This is a genomic window from Billgrantia saliphila, assembly GCF_002930105.1.
GTDB classification, from domain to species: domain Bacteria; phylum Pseudomonadota; class Gammaproteobacteria; order Pseudomonadales; family Halomonadaceae; genus Halomonas; species Halomonas saliphila.
In genome coordinates, this window is record NZ_PJRN01000019.1 from 19,153 (window position 1) to 41,886 (window position 22,734).

Below are 22,734 nucleotides of genomic sequence, written 5' to 3' on the forward strand. Positions count from 1 at the left end.
TCGTGTCTCCTGGAATCCGGCTCACTCGGGACGTCTGCGAGATTCGTCGAGCAGGCTGTTCAGACTCGCCGCCTTGGGCTTGACCAGCCAGAAATGCCGCACGAAATCGCTGAAGTCGTCGAGAATCTCGCGCCCGCGCGCCGAGTCGGTCTCGGCCACGAACTCCTCGATGATCTCCCGCAGGTGACGCCGGTAGGCCTCCATGGCCTCGGTATTGACCCGGTGAATCTCCACCAGCTCATGGTTGTAACGATCGACGAAGGAGCGATCCTCGTCGAGCACATAGGCGAAGCCGCCGGTCATGCCGGCACCGAAGTTGACGCCGGTTTCGCCGAGCACGCAGATGAGACCGCCGGTCATGTACTCGCAGCAATGGTCACCGGCCCCTTCGATCACCGCATGGGCGCCGGAGTTGCGCACGGCGAAGCGCTCACCGGCGGTGCCGGCAGCGAACAGCCTGCCGCCGGTGGCGCCGTACAGGCAGGTATTGCCGATAATGGCCGTTTTGTGGCTTTCGAAGCGGCTGCCCCGCGGCGGCACGATGACCACCTTGCCACCGTTCATGCCCTTGCCGACGTAGTCGTTGGCGTCGCCCTCAAGATAGAGGTTGAGGCCGCGGGCGTTCCATACGCCAAAGCTCTGCCCGGCCACCCCCTCGAAACGCAGCGTGATGGGGGCATCCTCGAGCCCGGCCTCGCCATAATGCTTGGCCACGGCTCCCGAGGAGAGCGCCGGCACCGAGCGGTCGCAGTTGGTGATGGTGAAGGTGAACTCGCCGCCGCTCTTGCTGGCGATGGCCTGCTCAATGGTCGCTAACACCTCCTGATTCTTTGTGCCCGGATCGTGCGGCACGTTGCGGCTGACCTGGCAGAACTGCGGTGCGTCGGCCGGCACGAAGTCGTTGGCCAACAGCGGCGTCAGGTCCAGCTTGCGCTGTGAGGCGGTGCCGCCCTCCAGCACCTCGAGCAGGTCGGTGCGGCCGATCAGGTCGGTCAGCTTGCGCACGCCCAGCATGGCCAGCAGTTCACGCACCTCCTCGGCGATGAAGCGGAAGTAGTTCTTTACCATGTCCACGGTGCCGCGGAAGTGCTCGTCGCGCAGGTACTGGTGCTGGGTGGCCACACCGGTGGCGCAGTTGTTCAGGTGACAGATGCGCAGGTACTTGCAGCCCAGCGCCACCATCGGCGCGGTGCCGAAGCCGAAGCTCTCGGCGCCCAGAATCGCCGCCTTGACCACATCGAGGCCGGTCTTCAGGCCGCCGTCGGTCTGCAGGCGGATCTTGTCACGCAGTCCATTGATGCGCAGCGCCTGATGCACCTCGGGCAGGCCCAGCTCCCACGGGCTGCCGGCGTGCTTGATCGAGGTCAGCGGACTCGCCGCAGTGCCGCCGTCGTAGCCGGACACGGTGATCAGATCGGCGTAGGCCTTGGCCACGCCGGTGGCGATGGTGCCGATGCCGGGCTCGGAGACCAGCTTGACCGAGACCTGCGCCTCCGGATTGACCTGCTTGAGGTCGAAGATCAGCTGCGCCAGGTCCTCGATGGAATAGATGTCGTGGTGCGGCGGCGGCGAGATCAGCGTCACGCCGGGCACCGAATAGCGCAGACGCGCAATCAGCTCGTTGACCTTGCCGCCGGGCAGCTGGCCGCCTTCGCCGGGCTTGGCGCCCTGGGCCACCTTGATCTGCAGCACTTCGGCGTTGACCAGATAGGCCGGGGTCACACCGAAGCGGCCGGAGGCGATCTGCTTGATCTTTGAGCTGCGGATGGTGCCATAGCGCGACGGATCCTCGCCGCCTTCGCCGGAGTTGGAGCGACCGCCGGCCTCGTTCATGGCCTGGGCCAGCGCCTCATGGGCCTCCGGCGACAGCGCTCCGAGCGACATCCCGGCGCTGTCGAAGCGCGGGATCAGCTCGTCGACGGACTCAACTTCCTCGAGCGCAAGCGGCGTCTCGGCGACCTTGAGCCCCAGCAGGTCGCGCAGGGTGGCGGCCGGACGCTCGTTGACCAGTTGAGCGAAGCGCTTCCACTTGGCGTAGTCGCCCTCCTGCACGGCTTCCTGCAGCGCCTTGATCACGTCCGGGTTGTAGGCGTGATACTCGTGGTCGTGCACGTACTTCAGCAGGCCGCCCTGGTTGATGCCCTTGCGCGGCGTCCACGCCTCGCGCGCCAGCAGCTCCTGCTGCAGCTGCAGCTCGGCAAAGCCTGTGCCCTCGATACGCGACGCCATGCCGGAAAAGCACAGGTCGATCACCTCGGAGCCCAGCCCCACCGCCTCGAACAGCTGCGAGCCGCGATAGGAGGCCAGCGTCGAGATCCCCATCTTGGAGAGGATCTTGTACAGCCCCTTCTGCATGCCCTTGCGATAGTTCTCGCGCGCGTCCGCCGGGTTGCCGGTGAGCTCGCCGGTGCGATGCATGTCAGCCATGACCTGGTACGCCAGCCACGGGAACACCGCGGTGGCGCCGACGCCGAACAGCACCGCCATCTGGTGCGCATCGCGGGCGTAGCCGGTCTCGATCACGATATTGGCGCGCGGACGCAGCGCCAGCTTGCCCAGGTGATGGTGCACCGCGCCCACCGCCAGCGCGGCGTGGATCGGCAGTTGGCCCTTCTCGAGATTGGCGTCCGACAGCACCAGGATCACCTTGCCCTCGTGCACCGCGGCCTCGGCCTGGCGGCACAGCTCGAGAATGGCCGCCTTGAGCCCCATCTGCTCCGGGTCGTAGCCCAGGCTCAGGCGCTGATGGGAAAAAGCCGGGTCGTCCTGTTCGAGCAGCGCGGTAAACTTGCGCGGCGACAGCACCGGGGTGGTGAGGATGATGCGGTGCGCATGCTCGGGCGTGGCCTTGAACACGTTGAGCTCGGCCCCGATGCAGGTTTCCAGCGACATCACGATCGACTCGCGCAGCGGGTCGATCGGAGGGTTGGTGACCTGAGCGAACTTCTGGCGGAAGTAGTCGGAGAGGAGGCGCTGCTTGCGCGACAGCACCGCCATGGGAGTATCGTCACCCATGGACCCCACCGCCTCCTGGCCGCTCTCGGCCAGCGGCCGCAGCACCTGGTCGCGCTCCTCGAAGCTGACCTGGAACATCTTCTGCCAGGTCTTGACCTCGTCGGCGTCCATGTTCTGGAAGCTGGCGAGCTCAGTGAGCGCCGACTCCAGGTAGTGCGCCTCCTCCTTCAACCAGCGCTTGTAGGGATAGCTGGACTGCAGGCGCTCGTCGATGTCCTCGGTATGCAGCACCTCGCCGGTATGGGTGTCCACCGCGAGGATCTGGCCCGGGCCTACACGCCCCTTGGCCACGACGTCGTCGGGCTTGTAGTCGTAGGTGCCGATCTCCGAGGCCAGGGTGATGTAGCCGTTCTTGGTGATCACCCAGCGCGCCGGACGCAGGCCGTTGCGATCGAGCATGCAGATCGCCTGGCGACCGTCGGTCATGACCACGCCGGCGGGACCGTCCCACGGCTCCATGTGCATGGAGTTGTACTCGTAGAAGGCCCGCAGTTCGCCACTCATGGTTTCGACGTTCTGCCATGCCGGCGGCACCATCATGCGCACCGCGCGGTGCAGCTCCATACCGCCCATCAGCAACACTTCGAGCATGTTGTCCATGCTCGACGAATCGGACCCCACGGTATTGACGATCTCGTCGAGCTCGGCGATGTCGGGCAGGCGCTCGTTGACGAAATTTTCCTTGCGCGAGTTGGCCCAGCCGCGGTTGGCCTCGATGGTGTTGATCTCGCCATTGTGCGCCAGCAGGCGAAACGGCTGGGCCAGCGGCCAGCGCGGTGCGGTATTGGTCGAGAAGCGCTGGTGGAATACGCAGATTGCCGTCTGCAGGCGCTCGTCGCCCAGGTCGCTATAAAAGGTGGGAAGATCCACCGGCATCATCAGGCCCTTGTAGGAGAGGACCTTGGAAGACAGCGAGCAGACGTAGAAGTCTTCTTCGTCGCGCAGCATCTGCTCGGCACGACGGCGCGCCATGAACAGCTCGACGTCGAAGCGCTCGGGGTCGCTGAGCTTGCCAGGCTCGACGAACAGGTGCCGGATGCGCGGCAGGCAGGCGCGGGCGATCTCGCCGCAGTAGGTGGGGTCCACCGGCACGTCACGCCAGCCGCGGATAACCAGACCGCAGGCGCGCAGCTCGCCCTCGAGAATGCCGCGGGCACGTGCTTCCTTGTCGTCGTCGTCGGGCAGGAATACCGCGCCGACCGCGAACTGCTCGCCGAGTTCGAGATCGAGCGACTCGGCGGCGGCCACGCGCATGAATGCCTCGGGCATCTTCAGCAGCAGACCGCAGCCGTCACCGGTCTTGCCGTCGGCGGCGATGCCGCCACGGTGAGTCATGCAGGTGAGCGACTCGATGGCGGTGCGGAGCAGATCGTGACTGGCCTGCCCTTCCATATGCGCGATCAGGCCGAATCCACAGTTGTCACGGAACTCGCCTGGATGGTGAAGGCCTCGGTTCATGGGCGTGCCTCGAAAAGGTCAATTGACATGGCAGTGGCGTTGAAATATTATGGTTGGTTTTTCTTTTAATTCTCATCGCTTTTAGCGATCAGCCACTGTCGCGAGAAAAGGACGCCCAGCATAGACACCCCCCCTTGTATCGTGCAATCGCCCAAGGTTATTGGTATCCAGAAATTCCCGCCAAATCCGCAACTTGCCATCCAGCTCCTTGCAAAAAAAACCATGAGTTCAAAGACTTGCGGCAGGCATTAACGATTCGCAAACGTTGCCCAAAAAGCATTAGACTTTAGTCTAAATGGCGCTTTTTTGCCCATACCGATAGCGCATAAGGCATGCGGATATATGCCTACCCAAGCGCTCGACCGACCCGCAAACGGCTCTCGCCGCGCGCCAGGAGCACGCGGCGAGAAGCGGCAGTACCAGAATGGCGATAACGAGGCGAGAGAGAGCGACGCCGTCAGCGTCGCGGGTAGGAAGCCAGCAGATCTTCGAGCAGTTCGCGCGGGGTTTCGTCGTGGATGACCGCCTCCCCGAGAGCGTGAAGCAGGACCAGGCGCAGACGGTCGTCGACGTTCTTCTTGTCCAGCCGCATCCGCGTCAGAAAATCGTCGACTCCCATGTCGGCAGGCGCCGCGAGCGGCAGACCGGCCGCCTCGATGATCGCGGCGGCGCGCTCGACCTCGGCCGTCGAGAGCCAACCGAGCCGGCGGGACAGCTCGGCGGCCATCGCCATGCCGGCACCTACCGCTTCGCCGTGCAACCAGTTGCCATAGCCCTGGTGCGCCTCGATGGCATGGCCGAAGGTGTGGCCCAGGTTGAGCAGCGCCCGCACGCCCTGTTCGGTCTCGTCCTCGGCGACGATCTCGGCCTTGAGTTCGCAGCTACGCTCGATGGCTCGCGTCAGCGCCGCCGGCTCGAGCCGGCGCAGCGCCGGCAGCTCTGCCTCCAGCCAATCGAGAAACGCCGCGTCGCGGATCAGCCCGTACTTGATGACCTCGGCCAGGCCTGCCGAGAGCTCCCGCTCCGGCAGGGTCCTGAGCGTATCGGTGTCGATCAGTACCGCCCGGGGCTGCCAGAAGGCGCCGATCATGTTCTTGCCCAGCGGATGGTTGACGCCCGTCTTCCCACCCACCGAGGAGTCGACCTGGGCGAGCAGCGTGGTCGGCACCTGAACGAAGGCGACGCCGCGCTGATAGCAGGCGGCGGCGAACCCGACCATGTCACCGATCACGCCGCCACCCAGGGCGATGAGCGTGCAGCGGCGATTGAATCCGGCCTCGAGCAGGGCATCCCAGATGCGGGTCACGCTGGCGAATGTCTTGGTCGCTTCACCGTCGGGCAGGATCAGCTCATGCACCGTCAGTTCCGCAGGGAGCCCCTTGCGCAGCCGCGCCAGGTAGTGAGGTGCCACTGTCTCGTTGGTGACGATCATGACCTGGCGACCGGCCAGGTGAGGCGTCAGCCAGGCGGGATCGCCGATCAGCGCGGGACCGATATGGATGGGGTAGCTGCGCTCGCCGAGCGCCACCTCGAGGCTGCGCCGGGTCGCCGTGGATTCGCTCATGGACATGTTCACGCCTTGGCCTGTAGGGGATCGACGAGCCGCTGCACGCGGCGCACGATATCGTTGACCACCGCACGCGGGCTGCGCCGGTCGGTGCGCACCACGATATCGGCCGTGGCACGATAGAGGGGGTCGCGCAGGTCGAACATCTCGCGCAGCACCTGCTCGCGGTCGGGGCGCTGGAGCAGCGGACGGTTGCGATCCTTGGCCACCCGCCGCAGCTGCTGCTCGACGGTCGTGAACAGGTAGATAACGGTACCCCGCTCGCGCAGCCGGCGCCGATTCTCCTCACGCAGCACGGCGCCTCCCCCGGTGGCGAGCACCACTTTCTCGAGCGCGGTCAGCTCTTCAATCATCTGTGCTTCGCGCTGGCGAAAGCCCGACTCGCCCTCGACGTCGAAAATCCACGGGATATCGGCGCCACAGCGCGCCTGTATCTCATGATCGCTATCATGGAAGTCGCGTGACAGCTCGGCCGCCAGAAGGCGGCCGATAGTACTCTTGCCGGCCCCCATGGGACCGACCAGTATCAGATTGGGCAAGTCCTGCATCAACGAATCGCCAGACCGTCTTCGAGTATCCGTGGAGTGATGAATACCAGCAGCTCCACCTTTTGATTACTGCTCTCATTGTACCGGAAAAGCCTCCCCAGCACAGGCAGGTCGCCGAAGAAGGGTGTCTTGGCCAGGCGGCTGAGCTGTTCGGTGGTCAGGATACCACCCAGCACCACGGTCTCGCCGTTGTCGACCAGTACCTGGGTCTCGATGCTGTTGGTATCGATCGGCGGCTCTCCCGTTGCGACGTCGCGGAAGCTGTCGTTGGTGATCACCAGGTCCATGATGATGCGATTGTCCGGCGTGATCTGAGGGGTTACTTCCAGTGACAGCACCGCCTCCTTGAACTCGGTCTGGGGCACGTTGCCCTCGCCGATGGACTGGTAGGCGCGCTCCTCACCCTGGCGAATGATGGCCGTACGCTGGTTGGCGGTAATGACCCGCGGCTGGGAGATCGTCTGGCTCTTGTTCTCGCTCTCCAGCGCGCGCAGCTCGAGGTCGAGCAGAATATCACCCGAGAGGTAACCGAAACCGAAGCTGGTCATGGGGTTGGCCCCGCCCAGGTCGACCGCCAGGCCGCCGCGCTGGAAGCGGCTGCCGGTGGGATCGTCGAACTCACCGGTGAACTGGCCCCGCGAATCGCGCTGGCCGGTGAAGCCGTCGCCGTAGGCGGAGATCGGCGTACCGCTCGAGGCGCCGCCCAGGTTGAAGCGGCTGCCCCCGCCGGATGCCCCCCAGTTCACCCCCAGCTCCTGGGTCACACCGTCGCGAGCGATGACGATACGCGCCTCAATCTGTACCTGGCGCACCGCCACGTCGAGCTGCTCCAGCGTATTCAGGATGTCCTGGATCTGATCGGCGGTGTCCTGGATCAGCAGCATGTTGGTGCGCTGATCGACGGCCACCCGGCCGCGCTCGGTGAGCAACCCGAAACCCTCTGCGCCGCGCAACAGCTGGGCGAGATCCTCGGCCCGGGCATACTTGACCTGGACGTATTCCGATACCAGCGGCGCCAGGGTCTCGGCCTGCTCGCGCGCCTCAAGCTCCTGGCGCTCGAGGTTGGCCAGCTCGCTGGCGGGCGCGACGACGATCACATTGCCCTCCTGGCGACTGGCCAGGCCATGGCTTTTGAGCACCAGGTCCAGCGCCTGGTCCCAGGGCACGTCACGCAGATTGAGGGTGACCTGACCGGTCACACTGTCGCTGGCCACTAGGTTGAGCCCGGTGAAGTCGGCGATGATCGCCAGTACCGAACGCACCTCGATGTCCTGGAAGTTGAGCGTGATGCGCTCGCCGGAATAGGGAAATTGGCGGCGCGTGCGCTCGTCGCGCTCCTGCTGATCGATCGGTTGCGCTTCGATGGTCAGTTGGCGACCGCTCTGGGTCGAGAGCATGGCGAAGTCGCCGCTACCCTCGATGTCCAGCGTCACGCCGTCGCGACCGACGCGCGGCGTGATGCGACGCAGCGGTGTGCCGAAGTCGCTGACGTCGAGGACCTGGTTGTGGGATTCAGGCAGTTCGACCCCGCTGAGCTCGGCAACGATGCGATTGCGCCCCGCCTCGCTGACCCTTGCGTCGACGCCGGCCCGGTCGAAGGTAACGATCAAACGCCCGGCTCCGCCTTCACCGCGGCGGAAATCGATATCGGCGATCGCGGGCATGCCGCGCGTTGCTGAGGGAGCCGGCACCGCGCCCGATGTCGCCGACCCACCGCTTTCGGCGGCCGGAGCGGCCGGCAAGGGGCCGCCGATGGCGAGCCGCAGCCGGTCACCCTGCTGCTGTGTGTCGTAGGGAAGCGCGCCATTCAGGTTGAATACCAGCCGCGTCCGCGATCCCGCCTCGAGGGCCGTGACCTGCTCGACGCCACCGATGCCCAGGTCGATATGCCGGCGATCCAGCGCGTTGGCTGTGTTCACCAGATCGATAGTCAGCCTCGCCGGATCGTCGAGCCGATAGCCGCGCACTTCGGGCACACCGTCGCTGAAGCTCAGGTCGATCAGCAGCTCGCCACGCTCGCCCTGACGAAAATCGAGGTCGGTCAATGTCGTGGCCGCCAGGACAGGCATGGTGACCAGGGCCAGGCAGAGCGCTGCCAGTCTTCGTATCGCATGCTTCATCGTTCCCCTTCCCCTCGCCTGATTCTGCCGTCTTGCCCGCCGGCGTTGCCGGCTAGTCGTTTTCCAGCGCCATGCGTGTGGTGCGCTCCACCCAGCCACCGCCTCCCGTCGAGACCAGTTCCACCAACTGGATCGACGCACCGGCGATGCTGACGATGCGGCCATGGTTGCGACCCAGATAATTACCCGTCCGCAGACGATGCACCTGGCCATCCGGCGCCTCGATCAGTGCATGGGACTCGCCGCTCATGGTCAGCACGCCCACCAGATCCAGCGACTCCAGCTCAAAGGCCTCGAGCGGCTCGCGCGGTCGCTCGGGGTCGGGCGCCAGGTCGCTGTTGCCCGTGGGCCCCTCCTCCGGCTCCGGCAGTTCGGGACGGAACGGGCTGCGGCGATCGCTCTCGCGGTAGGGCACCGTCTCATACCGCGGCACCTCGGGCATCTCCAGCGGCGGCGGGGTGCCCGGATCGTTGCGGATATCGCTGAGTCGGCGATCGAGCTCACCCAGCTCGGGATCCACGCAACCTCCAAGCAGCAGGCATCCCGTGGCCAAGGCCAGCCATCTCATGGCATCTCCTCCTCGGCCTGAGGGCGATAGCTGTAGGTGCGTGCCAGCATCGACAGCCGTAAGCGATCGCTGCCCTCCACTGGCGCCAGCACAAAATCGTGCAGCGTCACGATACGCGGCAGCGCCGCAACGCTGGCCAGAAAACCGGCGATATAGTGGAATTCGCCCTCCACCTGAAGATCGAAGGGGCGCTCGATATAAAAGTCGCGCTCGACGGTGCTGCGCAGACGGATGAAATCGATCGTCAGTTGATGATCGATCGCGCTCTCGCTGATGCTGTCGATGAGCGAGGGAATCTCCGCCCCCGACGGCAGCATGGCCATCAGCTCGCTCATGCGCGTCTCGAGCCTCGCCATCTGCTCGAGCATGTCCGGCAGGCGCGCGGCCTGGGCGGCACGGTTGCGATAATCGAGCAGCAGCCGGCTCTCCTCCGCCTCGGCCTGCTGCAACGCTTCGGCGCGGGGACCCGCCAGATAGAAGTGGGTACCGGCAAAGGTCAGGCCCAGCACCAGCAGGCAGCAGAGCCATTGCAGCAGCACCGGCCAGGTGCCCGACTCCTTGATGTCCAGCTCGCGCCAATCGAGTTCGCGAAGACGGCGCCATTCGGCCTGCAGGTTCATGGCGTCTCCTCCCCTTCACGAGCGGCCTGATCCGCCGTCGGACCGCTTCCGCCCAGCTGTACCACGCCAAGACTGAAACGGCGTCGCGCCCCGCCGTCGGACTCCACTTCGGAAAGTACCGGCTCGGAGAAGACGGAAGCGGCATCAAGGGCGCGCATCTGCTCGGAAACACGATGGTTGCTCTCGGCGCGCCCGGTCAGCCGCAGTTGGTCTCCCTGGCGGCTGAGCTGGGTGTAGTGAACGCCATCGACCAAGCTGCGGGTAAGATCGCGAAACACCAGAACGGTCTGTGCGCGGCCCTGCTGCAGGGCGCTGAAGACCTCGACCTGGCCGATCATGCGCTCACGGATCTCTTCGTATTCGTCAATCGAACGGATGTCGCCGTCAAGCTGACGCATGCGTTGCTGGATGTGCGCGTTGCGCTGCTGCTGGGCGTCGACGGAGGCCTCGTAGTAGCGCGCCACCCCCAGGCCGCCCGACACCCCGAGCAGCGCCATCGCCGCCAGGGCCAGATAGAAACGCCGACTGCGTCGTGCGCGCTGACGCTCACGCCAGGGCAGCAGATTGATCTCGATGCTCATGCCGGCGACCTCATGGCCAGGCCGCAAGCGGTGAGCATCGCCGGCGCGTCGCTGGCCAGGGTCTGCACGTCGATGCGAGGATTGATCCTCATGCGCAGGAAGGGGTTGGCGATGACCACTTGCATGGCACTCTCCTGGGCGAGCCGCTCGGCCAGCCCCGGGATCACGCTCGATCCCCCGGCCAGCACCATGCGCCGCACCTCGTGCTTGCGGCCCGCCGTATAGTAGAGCTGCAGCGAACGCCCCACCTGCTGCACCAGGGTTTCGATGAAGGGAGCGAGCACGCTGGTTCGGTAGTCCTCGGGCAAGCCGCCGCGCTTCTTGGCCAGACCGGCCTCCTCCAGGGTAAGGCCGTAGCGCATACGTATCTCTTCGGTGAGCTGGCGCCCGCCGAACACGGTATCGCGACTGTAGATGATCCGCCCCCCGCGCAGCACGTGGAAGGCGTTCATGGTCGCACCGATGTCGACCAGCGCCACGCAGTCATCGTCACCGGCGGCAGGCGGCAGTTGATGGCGCAGCTCGTTGAAGGCGCGCTCCATGGCGAAGGTCTCGACATCGACCGCCGCCGGAGTCAGACCGGCCTGCCGCAGAGCATCGGTGAGCTGGTTGACGTCCTGCTGGCGGCAGGCCACCAGCAGCACGTCCTGCTGATCGCCATAGCGGGCGTTGAGCCCCAGGCGCTGGAAGTCGAGAGCCACCTCACTGAACGGAAACGGGATGTGCTTGTCGGATTCGAGTTGTATGCGCGCCTCGATCTCGTCGTCATTGAGCGAGGCGGGGAACGTCAGGGTCTTGGTAATGGCAGCGCTTGCCGGTACCGCGGCCACGGCCAGCCGCGAGGCGGGCCTGGCGCTCTCCACGGCGCGACGCAGCGCATCGGCCACCTCGCCCATGTCGCGGATGCGTCGCTCAACCACGGCGCCTTCGCGCAGCGGCCTGACGGCGTAGCTCTCGATCTGGTACTGGGCTCCCACCTGCCTGAGTTCGATCAGCTTGACCGTTGCCGAGGTGATATCGACACCGATCAACCCCTTTTTGGCGGGTCTGAGTCGCATCAATTCATGGCCCTTGCGTCATGCATGCGGTGTTGCTTGTTATCGTTACGCCTTAGGCCAACAAGGCGCCAAGACTGAGAAAGATCATACTCGCTCTCCAAGGATGAGGTTACAAGAGAATGCATAAGCCCATACAAAGTTGCAGGGACTTCCCCTCAACGCTGGTGGCGAGCGGCTTGGGTTCCTATAATGGCCACGCCAGTGAAGGCGCTATTTTCATCGCCGTTCCCTTCCTGTCCTCACACGGATAACGCCTTTTCATGAAATGGATCAAGACCCTGCTTTTTTCGGCCTTCTGGCTGCTGGTATCGCTTTCCGCTGCGGCCCTGCTCAGCGTGGCGGGAGCGGCCCTGTACTTTGCGCCAGGGCTGCCCGATGTGCGCCAGCTGCAGGACTTCGAGCTGCATACTCCACTACGCATTTTCACCCGTGACGGCAAGCTGATCGGCGAGTACGGCGAGGAGCGGCGCATGCCGGTCACCTTCGACGAGATTCCCGAGGACTTCCTCCAAGCCCTGCTGGCCGCCGAAGACGCCGCCTTCTTCGACCACCGCGGCGTCGATCCCAAGGGCCTGGCGCGCGCCGCCCTGGAGCTGGCTTCCAGCGGCGACATCCAGTCCGGCGGCTCCACCATCACCATGCAGGTGGCGCGCAACTATCTGTTGACCCTCGACCGGACCTTCACCCGCAAGATCCGCGAGATCCTGCTCGCGCTGCAGATGGAACGCATCCTGAACAAGGAGGAGATCCTCGAGCTCTACGTCAACAAGATATTCCTCGGCAACCGCGCCTATGGCATCGCGGCAGCCGCCGAGGTCTACTACAACAAGCCGCTTGACGAGCTCACCCTGGCGCAGAAGGCCATGATCGCCGGGCTGCCCAAGGCTCCTTCATCCTTCAACCCGCTGGCCAACCCCGAGCGCTCGCTGATCCGTCGCAACTGGATCCTCTATCGCATGCGCGAGCTCGGCTACATCGACCAGGCCACCTACGAAGCCACCGTCAAGGAGCCGACCACCGCGCGTCGCTACGTGGCGCAGGTCGAGGTGGATGCCGACTACGTGGCCGAGATGGCGCGCCAGTACGCCATTGATCGTTTCGGCGACGATGCCTACACCGGCGGGTATCGCATCCACACCACGCTGGATAGCGAGCTGCAACCCTACGCCCGCCAGGCCCTGGCCAACGGTCTGATCGATTACGATACCCGTCACGGCTGGCGCGGACCGGAGGAGCGGGACATCCCCGCCAGTCTCGCCGAGGCTCAGGCCCGTACCGAGCGACGCGGCCTGGAAGAGGAACTGGACGAGTCGCCCGAGATCATGGAGACCGCCCGCCAGGCCGCCGAGCGCAGCCAGACACGGGTCGAGGGAATCGAGGGCGACGTCAGCAACTGGCTGCGCGTGCTGGAACGCACGCCGGGCTTCGGCCCGCTGCAGCCCGCCATCGTGGTCGAGAGCGGTGAGCGTGAGATGCGCGTGCTGACACGCGACGGCGAACTCGCCACCCTCGACTGGGATGGCCTGAGCTGGGCACGCGAATATCGCAGCCCGCGGGCGCGCGGCGCGGAGCCCTCTTCCGCCGCAGAGATCGCCACCACCGGCGACCTGGTACGCATCCTGCAGCGCGACGACGGCAGCTGGCGGCTCTCGCAGCGTCCCGACGCCGAGGGCTCGATCGTCGTGATGGCCCCTCGAACAGGCGCCATCCTCGCCCTGCAGGGCGGCTTCAGCTTCAATGCCAGCAAGTTCAATCGTGCGGTGCAGGCACAGCGTCAGTCTGGCTCGATCTTCAAGCCCTTCGTCTTCCTTGCCGCTCTCGATACCGGCCTGATGACCGCCTCCACGGTCGTCAACGATGCGCCGGTGGTCATGCATGATGGCAGCAGCTTGTGGCGGCCGGTGAATTCCAGTGGCGACTTCCTCGGTCCGACCCGGCTTCGCGTAGCGTTGGCCCGCTCGCGCAACCTGGTGACGATCCGCATCCTTCAGACGCTGGGGCTCGACAACACCATCGAATACCTGGAAGGCTTCGGCTTCTCCCCGAACCGGCTACCGCGCGGCCTCTCACTCGCCCTCGGCAGCGCCGACCTGACGCCGCTGGAGATGACCAACGCCTACGCGGTGCTGGCCAACGGCGGCTTCCGCGTCTCGCCCTGGTTCATCGAACGTGTCACCCGCGGCAACGACGAGGAACTCATCGACGAAGCGCACCCGATGGTTGCCTGCCGCGAGTGTCGCGAAGAGCAGACCGAGGTCGTGATCGACGGCAAGCGCTACGAGATCGCACCGCGAGTGGCCGACCCCACCGCTGTCTATATCCTGCGCGACATGTTGCGCGACGTGATCGAGAGCGGCACCGGCCGCGCCGCCCTGTCGCTCGAGCGCAACGACGTGGTCGGCAAGACAGGCACCACCAACGATCAGCGAGACGGCTGGTTCGCCGGCTACAACGACGAACTGGTGGCCACCGTCTGGGTCGGCAAGGACAACAACGAGTCGATCGCCGAGTATGGCGGCAATGCGGCCCTGCCCATCTGGATCGAATTCATGCGCAACGCGCTCGAGGGAAGGCCCGAAGCCATGCCGGAACCACCCGAAGCGCTGGTGACGGCACGCGTCGACGAACAGACCGGACGCCGCCTGAGCGATGGGCAGTCCGGGGGGATTTCCGAGATTTTCCACCCCGACTATCTGCCGGACATGGAGCCGCACCGCGTCGAGCAGGAGGTTGAGCAGCGCAGCGGCTCGCAGGGGACGGGAAGCTATGAGGCGATCTTCTAGAGCGCCGTACCGGGCGGCAGGGAGGCCGCCCTTCGTCTTGCCAACCGTGCCTGCCGCCACCGGCGGCTTCGTCACTTCGGCAACACAGGTTCGTTCGCCATGCCACGCCTATTGTCCTGGAACGCCTTGGGGTTATCGCTGCTGCCGAGCATCGCTTCGGCAGCCGGCATTTTCTATGCCCCACCGCCACCCGAGGAAAATTCCCCCACCTTCAGCGGTGAAGCCGAACTCGGCTATACCCAACTCACCGGCAATACCGATAGCCAGACCCTGCTTGGCAAGAGCCGGCTGACCTGGCTGACCAGCCGCTACTGGACGCACACTCTGCGCGGCGAGGTGCGCCACGTCACTCGTGACGGCGACACCAGTGCCGAGCAGTACCTGATTTCCGGCCGTGAGCGCTATGACTTCGACGGCCCCCACTACCTGTTCGGCTTCGCCCGCTGGGAAAAGGATCGCTTCAGCGGCTACGACCAGCAGTTCACCACCATTGGCGGCTATGGCCGCCACGTGATCGATCGCGAGTCCCATCGGCTGTCGCTCGAGGCCGGCCCGGGGTATCGGCATGATCGGATCGAGGATGAGGAGAACAACAACCTGGGCGTCGTCTACAGCGCGCTCGACTACCAGTGGACACTCTCCGACTCCTCCTATGTGCGGCAGGAGATGTCGGTAGAAGCCACCGACGCGAACACCACCTCGCGCTCGGTGTCGTCGCTCACCGCCCGCCTCAATTCGCGTCTTTCTCTGCGCCTCTCCCATGAGATCAAGCACAACTCCGACCCGCCCGAGACGGCGGACGCGAACACCGACCAAACCACCAACGCGACCCTGCTCTACACCTGGTAGCCCGGCAGCACTTGGCAATCCCGAACGCAGTGCGCCGGCCCTTGGGCCGGCGCACTGCACGGTGCTTGATCGCCTGACACCGACATCAACCGCCGTAGACGTCATCCACTGTCTTCAGCGGGTAATGGGCCGGGTAGGGGCGACGCGCCACGCCGGAATCCACCGCGGCCTGGGCCACCGCGGCCGGAATCCGCTCCAGAAGACGCACGTCGACCGGCGTGGGGATGATGTATTCGGGGCCGAATTCCATCTGCTCGCGCTCGTACGCTTCGAGCACCGCCTGGGGCACGGGCTCGCGCGCCAGGTCCTTGAGCGCATGCACCGCGGCCACCTTCATTTCCTCATTGATGCGCGTCGCCCGGACGTCCAGCGCACCCCGGAAGATGAAGGGGAAGCCCAGCACGTTGTTGACCTGGTTGGGATAATCGGAACGCCCGGTGGCCATGATCACGTCCGGGCGCGCTTCTCGCGCCACGTCGGGGTGAATTTCGGGATCGGGATTGGTGCAGGCAAAGACGATCGGGTTCTTCGCCATCTTGCGCATGTGTTCCGCCGTCATCAGGTTCGGCCCCGAAAGACCGATGAACACGTCGGCGCCGTCGATAGCGTCATCGAGGGTGCGCTTGTCGGTTTCCACGGCGAACATCGCCTTGTAGGGGTTGAGCCCCTCGCGGCCGGCATGAATGACGCCGCGACGATCCAGCATCACCAGATTCTCCGAGCGCGCGCCGCAGGCCACCAGCAGCTTCATGCAGGCAATGGCGGCCGCCCCGGCGCCCAGGCAGACGATCCGAGCCTCCTCCAGGCGCTTGCCGGCGATTTCCAGCGCGTTGAGCATTCCCGCGGCGGTCACGATGGCAGTGCCATGCTGGTCGTCATGGAATACCGGGACGCTGCACTGCTCGACCAGCGCCTGCTCGATCTCGAAGCACTCGGGCGCCTTGATGTCCTCGAGGTTGATGCCACCCCAGGTATCGGCGATGCGAGCCACGGTGTCGATGAATGCCTGCGGACTTTCGGCGTTGACCTCGACATCCACCGAATTGATGCCGGCGAAGCACTTGAACAGCACCCCTTTGCCTTCCATGACCGGTTTGCTTGCCAGCGGTCCCAGATTGCCCAGACCCAGGATAGCGCTGCCGTCGGAGATCACCGCCACCAGATTGCCCTTGCCGGTATAGCGGTAGGCATTCTCCGGATCGCGTGCGATCTCGCGCACCGGCTCGGCAACACCAGGACTGTAAGCCAGGGAGAGGTCACGAGCGGTCGCGGTGGGCTTGGTCAGCTCCACCGAGAGCTTTCCGGGGATGGGCTTGGCGTGATAGTCCAGCGCGGCCTGCTTCTTGGCGTCTGTCATGCTGAGATCCGGTTACCATCTTGAAGAGGAACCACAAGATTATAGAAAAAGCTTCCACATCTCAATGAAAGCTCTTTTTTGCGAACTTGAACCCTTGTTCGCGAACAATCGCAGCCATTTGCTGCAACTTATGCTTACCTCCGCTGGTATAACCCTTACCTTATCGCTGACGGCATACTGCTGCGCCGCAGTCCCGTTCGCCCACCCCACCGATAAAAGAAAACCCGCCATGAAGGCGGGTTTTCTCGTGCGGGTTCGCTGCCGCGGTGTGGTTCAACCGCGCTTGATGGCGGCCCCGAAGCGCTTGTTGAAGCGCTCGACGCGACCACCGGTGGTCGCCTGCTTCTGCTTGCCGGTGTAGAAGGGATGGCACTGAGAGCAAACGTCCAGTGACAGGTCATGGCCGACAGTGGAGCCGACCTCGAAGGTCGCGCCGCAGGAGCAGGTCGCGGTGACCTTCTTGTAATCCGGGTGAATACCTTGTTTCATCTTGAGCCTCATGAGCGGTATGCCGCCACCTGATCCGTTGCCAGGCACCGCATACGGGTTGTCTGTCGTCAGTACTCGTCGTTAACCAACCGGTAGCCGCCGGCCCGATACCAAAGGCACCAGGCGCCACGACGGCCGGATATTCTAGCAGAGTCGACGCCGGAGGCAAATTGCCCGATTCCGTTCTTCGCCATCCACCACGCATCCTGCGCGTGGCGCTGCCCACGCCGCTGAGACGGCTGTTCGATTATCGTCCGTCGCGCGAGCCGCCTGCCTGCGGCTGGCAGCCCGGCCTGCGCGTACGCGTACCGTTCGGACGCCGCCAGATGGTCGGTGTGGTGATGGATTGTACCGACTCGAGCGACCTGCCCCTGGAGCGGCTCAAGCCGGTGGAAGCCTGCCTGGACGCCACCCCGCTGCCTGAAGACTGGCTGTGGCTGTGCCGCTTCACCGCTCGCTACTATCAGCATTCGCTCGGCGATACCCTGCACCAGGCGCTGCCCGTGCTGTTGCGGCAGGGGCGCCCCCTGGCCGGCCGCATACGCGAACGCTGGCAGGCCTTGCCCCAGTTTCCGGACGCTGAAGCGCGTCTGGCTCGCGCACCACGACAGGCCGAACTGCTGGGCATGCTGCGCCAGCATCCCCATGGCTTGCCGACCCAGGCCGTCCTGGCACAGAACTTTTCGCGCGACCAGCTCCTGGCGCTGGTCGACAAAGGGCTGGCCGAGCGCCACGAAGACCCATTGACTGCCGCAGAGACCGATGCCGGCCGTCTGCTGGCCGAACCGGCGCTGCCGCTGAACCGGGAGCAGGCCCAGGCGCTCGCCGCCGTCCATGAACGTCTCGACGCCTTCCACCCCTGCTTGCTGCACGGCGTGACCGGCAGCGGCAAGACCGAGGTCTACCTGCAGCTGATCGAGGCAGTGGTCGCCCACGATCGCCAGGCGCTGCTGCTGGTGCCGGAGATCGGCCTGACACCGCAGACCCTGTCACGCTTCCGGCAACGCTTCCGCGTGCCGGTGGTGGCCCTGCACTCGGGGCTCACCGATCACGAGCGCCTGGACGCCTGGGAGGCAGCAGCCAGCGGCCGCGCACCGATCGTTATCGGTACCCGCTCGGCGATATTCACGCCACTGGCCCGCCCCGGTGTGATCATCGTCGACGAGGAGCACGACGGCTCGTTCAAGCAGCAGGAGGGGCTTCGCTACCATGCCCGCGACCTGGCCGTGACCCGTGCCAAGCACCACGCCATCCCGCTGCTGCTGGGCAGCGCCACGCCATCGCTAGAAAGCCTCTACCACGCCGAACGCGGCAACTACCGCCATCTGCGACTGACCCGTCGCGCCAGTCGTCATGCGCCGGCCCGGCTCGAGCTCATCGACCTGCGCGGGCGGCCGCGCCAGGGCGGGCTGATTCCACCAGCCATCGAGGCGATTCGCGAAACCTTGACGGCCGGACACCAGGTGCTCGTCTTCATCAATCGACGCGGCTTCGCTCCGACCCTGGCCTGCCATGCCTGCGGCTGGCTGGCCGACTGCGACCACTGTGACGCGCGCATGACCCTGCACCGACAGCCCCCCATGCTGGCCTGCCACCATTGCGACAAGCGACGCCCGGTGCCGGACGCCTGCCCCAGTTGCGGCAGCGCCGATCTGCGTCCGCTGGGCAGCGGCACCGAGCGCACAGAGGAGACCCTGGCAGCACTGTTCCCCAAGGTGCCTGTCCATCGCATCGACCGCGACAGCACCCGTCGACGAGACGCCTTCGAGCACATGCTCGGCCAGGTGCGCCGCGGCGAGCCCTGCCTGCTGGTGGGCACCCAGATGCTGGCCAAGGGCCACCATCTGCCCCATGTCACCCTGGTGGTCGTGGTCAATGCCGACGGCGGTCTCTACGCCAGCGATTTTCGCGCCCTGGAGCACAGCGCCCAGTTGCTTATCCAGGTTGCCGGACGTGCGGGCCGCGCCAGCCATCCCGGCCGCGTGCTGGTGCAGACCCTGCATACCGACGACCCTCATCTGCGCATGCTGGCTCAACAAGGCTACGATACGCTGGCCGAGCAGCTGTTGGCCGAGCGCCGCGCCGCCGCCCTGCCGCCCTATCGCTTTCTCGCCCTGTTGCGGCTGGAGAGCCCCAAGGAGGAAGCCGCCAGCGCCCTGGTCGGCGAGGCGGCGGCGATGCTGCGCCAATGGATCGCCGCGCATGCTCCCGACGTCAGTTGCCTGGGCCCCGTGCCGGCGCCCATGGAACGGCGTCAGAATCGCTATCACCTGCAGCTGATGTTGAGCAGCGCGCGACGCAGCCAGCTGCATGCCGCCTGCGCGCAGCTCACCGCTTGGCTGGAGGCTTCGCCTGAGGCGCGCCGGGTGCGCTGGTCGCTGGACGTCGACCCGCAGACGCTGGCTTAGTCGAAGCCCGAAGCGATGCTGGCAGGGTTTAAAGCCGCGACACAATTGCCGATAATGGCCGACCAGACCCATCCGGGATCACGGCATCATTGCTGCGCTTCGGGCCCCTTTTTCCCTTCCGTGGCCGTGCCACGCGCGCACGCCTCGCGACCGTCATTCGCTCGCGCCCAGCGCTACAGGACAGACGAGTTTCATGAAAGAGACGATCATCACCCTGCTCGAGGGCGCCCTCGAGACCCTCAAGCAGCAGGGCACACTGCCCGCTGACATCGCCCCGGTCATCAAGGTCGACCCGACCAAGGACAAGGCTCACGGCGATTACGCCACCAACCTGGCGCTGATGCTCGCCAAGCCCGCCGGCCGCAAACCTCGTGAGCTGGCCGAAGCGTTGATCGCCGCGCTGCCGCCCAGCGACGCCGTGGAAAAGGTCGAGATCGCCGGCCCGGGCTTCGTCAACTTCTTCGCCGCTACCGACGCCGCCGCGCAGATCGTGCGTCAGGTGCTCGATGCGGGCGACGCCTTCGGTCGTAGCCTGGTCGGGCACGGCCGGAAGGTGCAGGTGGAGTTCGTTTCTGCCAACCCTACCGGACCGCTGCACGTGGGTCATGGTCGCGGCGCCGCCATCGGCGACTGCATCGCCCGCCTGCTCGAGGCGACCGGCTTTGATGTGACGCGCGAGTTCTACTACAACGATGCCGGTGCCCAGATCGCCAACCTGGCGCTGTCGGTACAGGCCCGCGCCAAGGGCGTGGCGCCCGATGACGACGCTTGGCCCGCCGACGGCTATCGCGGCGACTATATCGTCGAGGTTGCCAACGGCTATCTTGCGGGCGAGACGGTGCGCGCCGACGACCGGCACGTCACCGCCAAGGGCGACCCGGACGATCTCGACGCCATCCGCGAATTCGCCGTGGCCTGGCTGCGCCGCGAGCAGGATCTCGACCTCAAGGCCTTCGGCGTTGAGTTCGATGTCTATTTCCTGGAATCCTCCCTGTACGAGAAAGGCAAGGTCGAGGACGTGGTTCAGCGGCTGATCGCCGGCGGCCACACCTACGAGAAGGACGGCGCCCTGTGGCTGCGCACTACCGATTTCGGTGACGACAAGGATCGGGTGATGCGCAAGTCCGACGGCAGCTTCACCTACTTTCTGCCCGACGTGGCCTACCACCTGAACAAATGGCAGCGCGGCTTCACCACCGTGATCAACGAACAGGGCGCCGACCACCACTCCACGGTGACCCGGGTGCGCGCCGGGCTGCAGGCACTTGAGATCGGCATTCCCGAGGGCTGGCCCGACTACGTGCTGCACCAGATGGTGATGGTGACCCGCTCGGGGGTCGAGGTGAAGCTCTCCAAGCGGGCCGGCAGCTACGTGACCGTACGCGACCTGATCGACGAGGTGGGCCGCGACGCCACCCGCTTCTTCCTCGCCGCACGGCGCGCCGACTCGCAGCTGACCTTCGACATCGACCTGGCCCGCTCGCAGTCCAACGACAACCCGGTCTACTACGTGCAATACGCCCACGCCCGGGTGTGCAGCATGCTGCGCAAGGCCCAGGCCGACGGCCAGCCCTTCGACCACGACCTGGCGATGGCCAACCTGGCCCGGCTCGATGCCGACCAGGAAAAGACGGTGATGAATCGTCTGGCCCGCTTCCCCGAGGTAGTCGACCACGCCGCCACCAGCCGCGAACCGCAGCAGGTAGCCCAGTACCTGCTCGATCTGGCCGCCGAATTTCACTCCTGCTACAACGCGGTGAAGGTGATGGTCGAGGACGATACGCTGCGCAATGCGCGCCTGGCCCTGGGCCTCGCCGCACGCCAGGTTCTGCGCAACGGCCTCGATTTGATGGGCGTGAGCGCCCCCGAGGAGATGTAACGCATGGCCACCCGTCGCCCACCGCCCAAGAAGCGCGGCGCCACGACCAGCCGCCGCCGGGCTCCCGCGCGCCGCCAGGGGTTCCGCCTGCCCGGCTGGGTATGGGGAATCGGCGGCGTGATCGCCGGCTTCCTGATGGCCCAGCATCAGCATGGCACCGCGCCGTGGCAGCCGGGCCAGGAGTGGCCCCTGGCCAACCTGCTGCCGCGCACGCCGTCGACAGAGACCGAGCCGCCGCCGAGCGTCGAGCCCAGCGAACCGCGCATGCCGACCTTCGAGTTCTATACGCTGCTACCCGAGGAGGTCGTCGCTCCGCGTGACGTGGCCTCCACGGCCTCGCCCCCCGAGCCCACGGTCGAGGTCCCACCACCGCTCGACGCCGACTCCGCCACGGCGTCTGCCGCCACGTCCAATGCTACAGGCGACGACCCGGCGGCAGACGACCCCATCGCGCAGGTAATCGCCGCCAACCTGCGCGAAGAGGTCGCCGCCACTCCTGCCAGTGAAGCCGCGGCACCGGACGGCACCCGTTACATGCTGCAGGCGGCGTCCTTCCGCCAGCCGCAGGATGCCGAGCAGTTGCGCCAGAGGCTGCGCAACTTGAGCCTGGTGGCCCAGGTCAGCCAGGTCCAGGCGGCCGACGGCGAAACCTGGCACCGGGTCATGGTCGGCCCCTATGACGACACGCGAGAGCTCAATCGCGCCGAGGACCTGATGACGACCCAGGGGATCAAGCCATTGCGGCATCGCGCCACCAATTGAGCGCGGTTTGCCGACGCTTCCCTTTGTCGCTTGAATTCGTCGTCCACTGCCCGCACCTACCTTGAAGCTCTTTCACGGCCTCCTGCTTCACCGGAGGCCGAAAGTCACCGGGAGTCCACGCTCCCCGTTACGGAGTCTTCTCCATGACCACGATCGTTTCCGTACGCCGCGGCGAGCAGGTCGCTCTGGCCGGCGACGGCCAGGTATCGCTGGGCAACACCGTGATGAAGGGCAATGCCAGCAAGGTGCGTCGTCTCTATCGCGGCCAGGTGCTGGCGGGCTTCGCCGGCGGCACTGCCGACGCTTTCACTCTCTTCGAGCGCTTCGAGGCGCAGTTGGAGAAGTACCAGGGTAACCTGGTCAAGGCCGCCGTCGAGCTGGCCAAGGATTGGCGCACCGACCGCGCCCTGCGCCGCCTCGAGGCGTTGCTGGCGGTGGCCGACAAGAGCGCCTCGTTGATCATTACCGGCAACGGCGACGTGGTGGAACCCGAGCGCGGCATCATCGCCATCGGCTCGGGTGGCAACTTCGCCCTGGCCGCAGCCCGCGCCATGCTCGAGAACACCGAACTCTCGGCCACGGAAATCACCGAGAAATCGTTGGATATCGCTGCCGACATCTGCGTGTTCACCAACCACCACGTCACTCTCGAAACGCTCTAAGGGCTGCCAC

At 65.7% G+C, this 22,734-nt stretch carries 16 protein-coding genes; 6 read left to right on the forward strand and 10 right to left on the reverse strand.

Translation table 11 applies throughout. The features are described from left to right. Positions 1-21: 21 nt before the first annotated feature. The 8 genes from gltB to pilM form a co-directional block, all read right to left on the reverse strand. Entirely contained in the window at positions 22-4,473 is a 4,452-nt protein-coding gene (gltB, locus tag CYJ07_RS17490) for a glutamate synthase large subunit (RefSeq protein WP_104205005.1), read from the reverse strand. Between the two features lie 457 nt (positions 4,474-4,930). Then, entirely contained in the window at positions 4,931-6,037 is a 1,107-nt protein-coding gene (gene aroB / locus CYJ07_RS17495) for a 3-dehydroquinate synthase (RefSeq protein ID WP_104205032.1), read from the reverse strand. 8 nt (positions 6,038-6,045) lie between these two features. Beyond that, positions 6,046-6,588 carry a shikimate kinase AroK gene (gene aroK, locus CYJ07_RS17500; RefSeq protein ID WP_104205006.1) on the reverse strand — a complete coding sequence of 181 codons (543 nt, stop codon included), beginning with the start codon at positions 6,586-6,588 and terminating at the stop codon, positions 6,046-6,048. Then, on the reverse strand, positions 6,588-8,708 hold the full coding sequence (locus CYJ07_RS17505) for a type IV pilus secretin PilQ (protein ID WP_104205007.1): 2,121 nt from the start codon (positions 8,706-8,708) through the stop codon (positions 6,588-6,590). The genes aroK and CYJ07_RS17505 overlap by 1 nt, the downstream gene beginning before the upstream one ends. Positions 8,709-8,760: 52 nt before the next feature. Continuing rightward, positions 8,761-9,276: a pilus assembly protein PilP gene (locus CYJ07_RS17510; RefSeq protein ID WP_104205008.1), complete on the reverse strand. Its 516-nt coding sequence runs from the start codon at positions 9,274-9,276 to the stop codon at positions 8,761-8,763. Beyond that, positions 9,273-9,896, reverse strand: a complete 624-nt coding sequence (locus CYJ07_RS17515; RefSeq protein WP_104205009.1) for a type IV pilus inner membrane component PilO — start codon at positions 9,894-9,896, stop codon at positions 9,273-9,275. Before CYJ07_RS17515 ends, CYJ07_RS17510 begins: the two co-directional genes overlap by 4 nt. Continuing rightward, on the reverse strand, positions 9,893-10,477 hold the full coding sequence (locus CYJ07_RS17520) for a PilN domain-containing protein (protein WP_104205010.1): 585 nt from the start codon (positions 10,475-10,477) through the stop codon (positions 9,893-9,895). The genes CYJ07_RS17515 and CYJ07_RS17520 overlap by 4 nt, the downstream gene beginning before the upstream one ends. After that, positions 10,474-11,535 (reverse strand): type IV pilus assembly protein PilM, encoded by a 1,062-nt coding sequence (gene pilM, locus CYJ07_RS17525; RefSeq protein ID WP_104205011.1) that lies wholly within the window; start codon positions 11,533-11,535, stop codon positions 10,474-10,476. The genes CYJ07_RS17520 and pilM overlap by 4 nt, the downstream gene beginning before the upstream one ends. Before the next feature lie 260 nt (positions 11,536-11,795). Here pilM and CYJ07_RS17530 point away from each other — a divergent pair, with 260 nt between their 5' ends. Further along, the gene (locus CYJ07_RS17530) at positions 11,796-14,318 is read left to right on the forward strand and encodes a penicillin-binding protein 1A (protein WP_104205012.1); all 2,523 of its coding nucleotides are present in this window, start codon (positions 11,796-11,798) and stop codon (positions 14,316-14,318) included. A 99-nt stretch (positions 14,319-14,417) separates the two neighbouring features. After that, a complete protein-coding gene (locus CYJ07_RS17535; RefSeq protein ID WP_104205013.1) occupies positions 14,418-15,167 on the forward strand; it encodes a DUF481 domain-containing protein in 750 nt (249 codons plus the stop codon). Between the two features lie 85 nt (positions 15,168-15,252). On the opposite strand, the gene CYJ07_RS17540 is transcribed toward CYJ07_RS17535, so the two are convergent. Both CYJ07_RS17540 and rpmE read right to left on the reverse strand, forming a co-directional pair. Beyond that, complete coding sequence (locus tag CYJ07_RS17540; RefSeq protein WP_104205014.1) at positions 15,253-16,524, reverse strand: malic enzyme-like NAD(P)-binding protein; 1,272 nt, start codon at positions 16,522-16,524, stop codon at positions 15,253-15,255. Positions 16,525-16,797: 273 nt separating this feature from the next. Beyond that, a complete protein-coding gene (gene rpmE, locus CYJ07_RS17545; RefSeq protein WP_104205015.1) occupies positions 16,798-17,013 on the reverse strand; it encodes a 50S ribosomal protein L31 in 216 nt (71 codons plus the stop codon). A 170-nt stretch (positions 17,014-17,183) separates the two neighbouring features. Between rpmE and CYJ07_RS17550 the strand changes: the two genes are divergently transcribed. The 4 genes from CYJ07_RS17550 to hslV all read left to right on the forward strand — a co-directional run bounded on the left by CYJ07_RS17550 (position 17,184) and on the right by hslV (position 22,724). After that, positions 17,184-19,421 (forward strand): primosomal protein N', encoded by a 2,238-nt coding sequence (locus CYJ07_RS17550; protein WP_197038420.1) that lies wholly within the window; start codon positions 17,184-17,186, stop codon positions 19,419-19,421. Between the two features lie 193 nt (positions 19,422-19,614). Next, positions 19,615-21,300 (forward strand): arginine--tRNA ligase, encoded by a 1,686-nt coding sequence (gene argS, locus CYJ07_RS17555; protein ID WP_104205017.1) that lies wholly within the window; start codon positions 19,615-19,617, stop codon positions 21,298-21,300. Between the two features lie 3 nt (positions 21,301-21,303). Next, the gene (locus CYJ07_RS17560; RefSeq protein WP_104205018.1) at positions 21,304-22,062 is read left to right on the forward strand and encodes an SPOR domain-containing protein; all 759 of its coding nucleotides are present in this window, start codon (positions 21,304-21,306) and stop codon (positions 22,060-22,062) included. Positions 22,063-22,205: 143 nt separating this feature from the next. Then, positions 22,206-22,724 carry an ATP-dependent protease subunit HslV gene (hslV, locus tag CYJ07_RS17565; protein WP_104205019.1) on the forward strand — a complete coding sequence of 173 codons (519 nt, stop codon included), beginning with the start codon at positions 22,206-22,208 and terminating at the stop codon, positions 22,722-22,724. Positions 22,725-22,734: the final 10 nt, after the last annotated feature.

Bases quoted from the DNA above. Each gene is read 5' to 3' on its own strand.
- gltB (WP_104205005.1), bottom strand. From the start codon at position 4,473: ATGAACCGAGGCCTTCACCATCCAGGCGAGTTCCGTGACAACTGTGGA.
- aroB (WP_104205032.1), bottom strand. From the start codon at position 6,037: ATGAGCGAATCCACGGCGACCCGGCGCAGCCTCGAGGTGGCGCTCGGC.
- aroK (WP_104205006.1), bottom strand. From the start codon at position 6,588: ATGCAGGACTTGCCCAATCTGATACTGGTCGGTCCCATGGGGGCCGGC.
- CYJ07_RS17505 (WP_104205007.1), bottom strand. From the start codon at position 8,708: ATGAAGCATGCGATACGAAGACTGGCAGCGCTCTGCCTGGCCCTGGTC.
- CYJ07_RS17510 (WP_104205008.1), bottom strand. From the start codon at position 9,276: ATGAGATGGCTGGCCTTGGCCACGGGATGCCTGCTGCTTGGAGGTTGC.
- CYJ07_RS17515 (WP_104205009.1), bottom strand. From the start codon at position 9,896: ATGAACCTGCAGGCCGAATGGCGCCGTCTTCGCGAACTCGATTGGCGC.
- CYJ07_RS17520 (WP_104205010.1), bottom strand. From the start codon at position 10,477: ATGAGCATCGAGATCAATCTGCTGCCCTGGCGTGAGCGTCAGCGCGCA.
- pilM (WP_104205011.1), bottom strand. From the start codon at position 11,535: ATGCGACTCAGACCCGCCAAAAAGGGGTTGATCGGTGTCGATATCACC.
- CYJ07_RS17530 (WP_104205012.1), top strand. From the start codon at position 11,796: ATGAAATGGATCAAGACCCTGCTTTTTTCGGCCTTCTGGCTGCTGGTA.
- CYJ07_RS17535 (WP_104205013.1), top strand. From the start codon at position 14,418: ATGCCACGCCTATTGTCCTGGAACGCCTTGGGGTTATCGCTGCTGCCG.
- CYJ07_RS17540 (WP_104205014.1), bottom strand. From the start codon at position 16,524: ATGACAGACGCCAAGAAGCAGGCCGCGCTGGACTATCACGCCAAGCCC.
- rpmE (WP_104205015.1), bottom strand. From the start codon at position 17,013: ATGAAACAAGGTATTCACCCGGATTACAAGAAGGTCACCGCGACCTGC.
- argS (WP_104205017.1), top strand. From the start codon at position 19,615: ATGAAAGAGACGATCATCACCCTGCTCGAGGGCGCCCTCGAGACCCTC.
- CYJ07_RS17560 (WP_104205018.1), top strand. From the start codon at position 21,304: ATGGCCACCCGTCGCCCACCGCCCAAGAAGCGCGGCGCCACGACCAGC.
- hslV (WP_104205019.1), top strand. From the start codon at position 22,206: ATGACCACGATCGTTTCCGTACGCCGCGGCGAGCAGGTCGCTCTGGCC.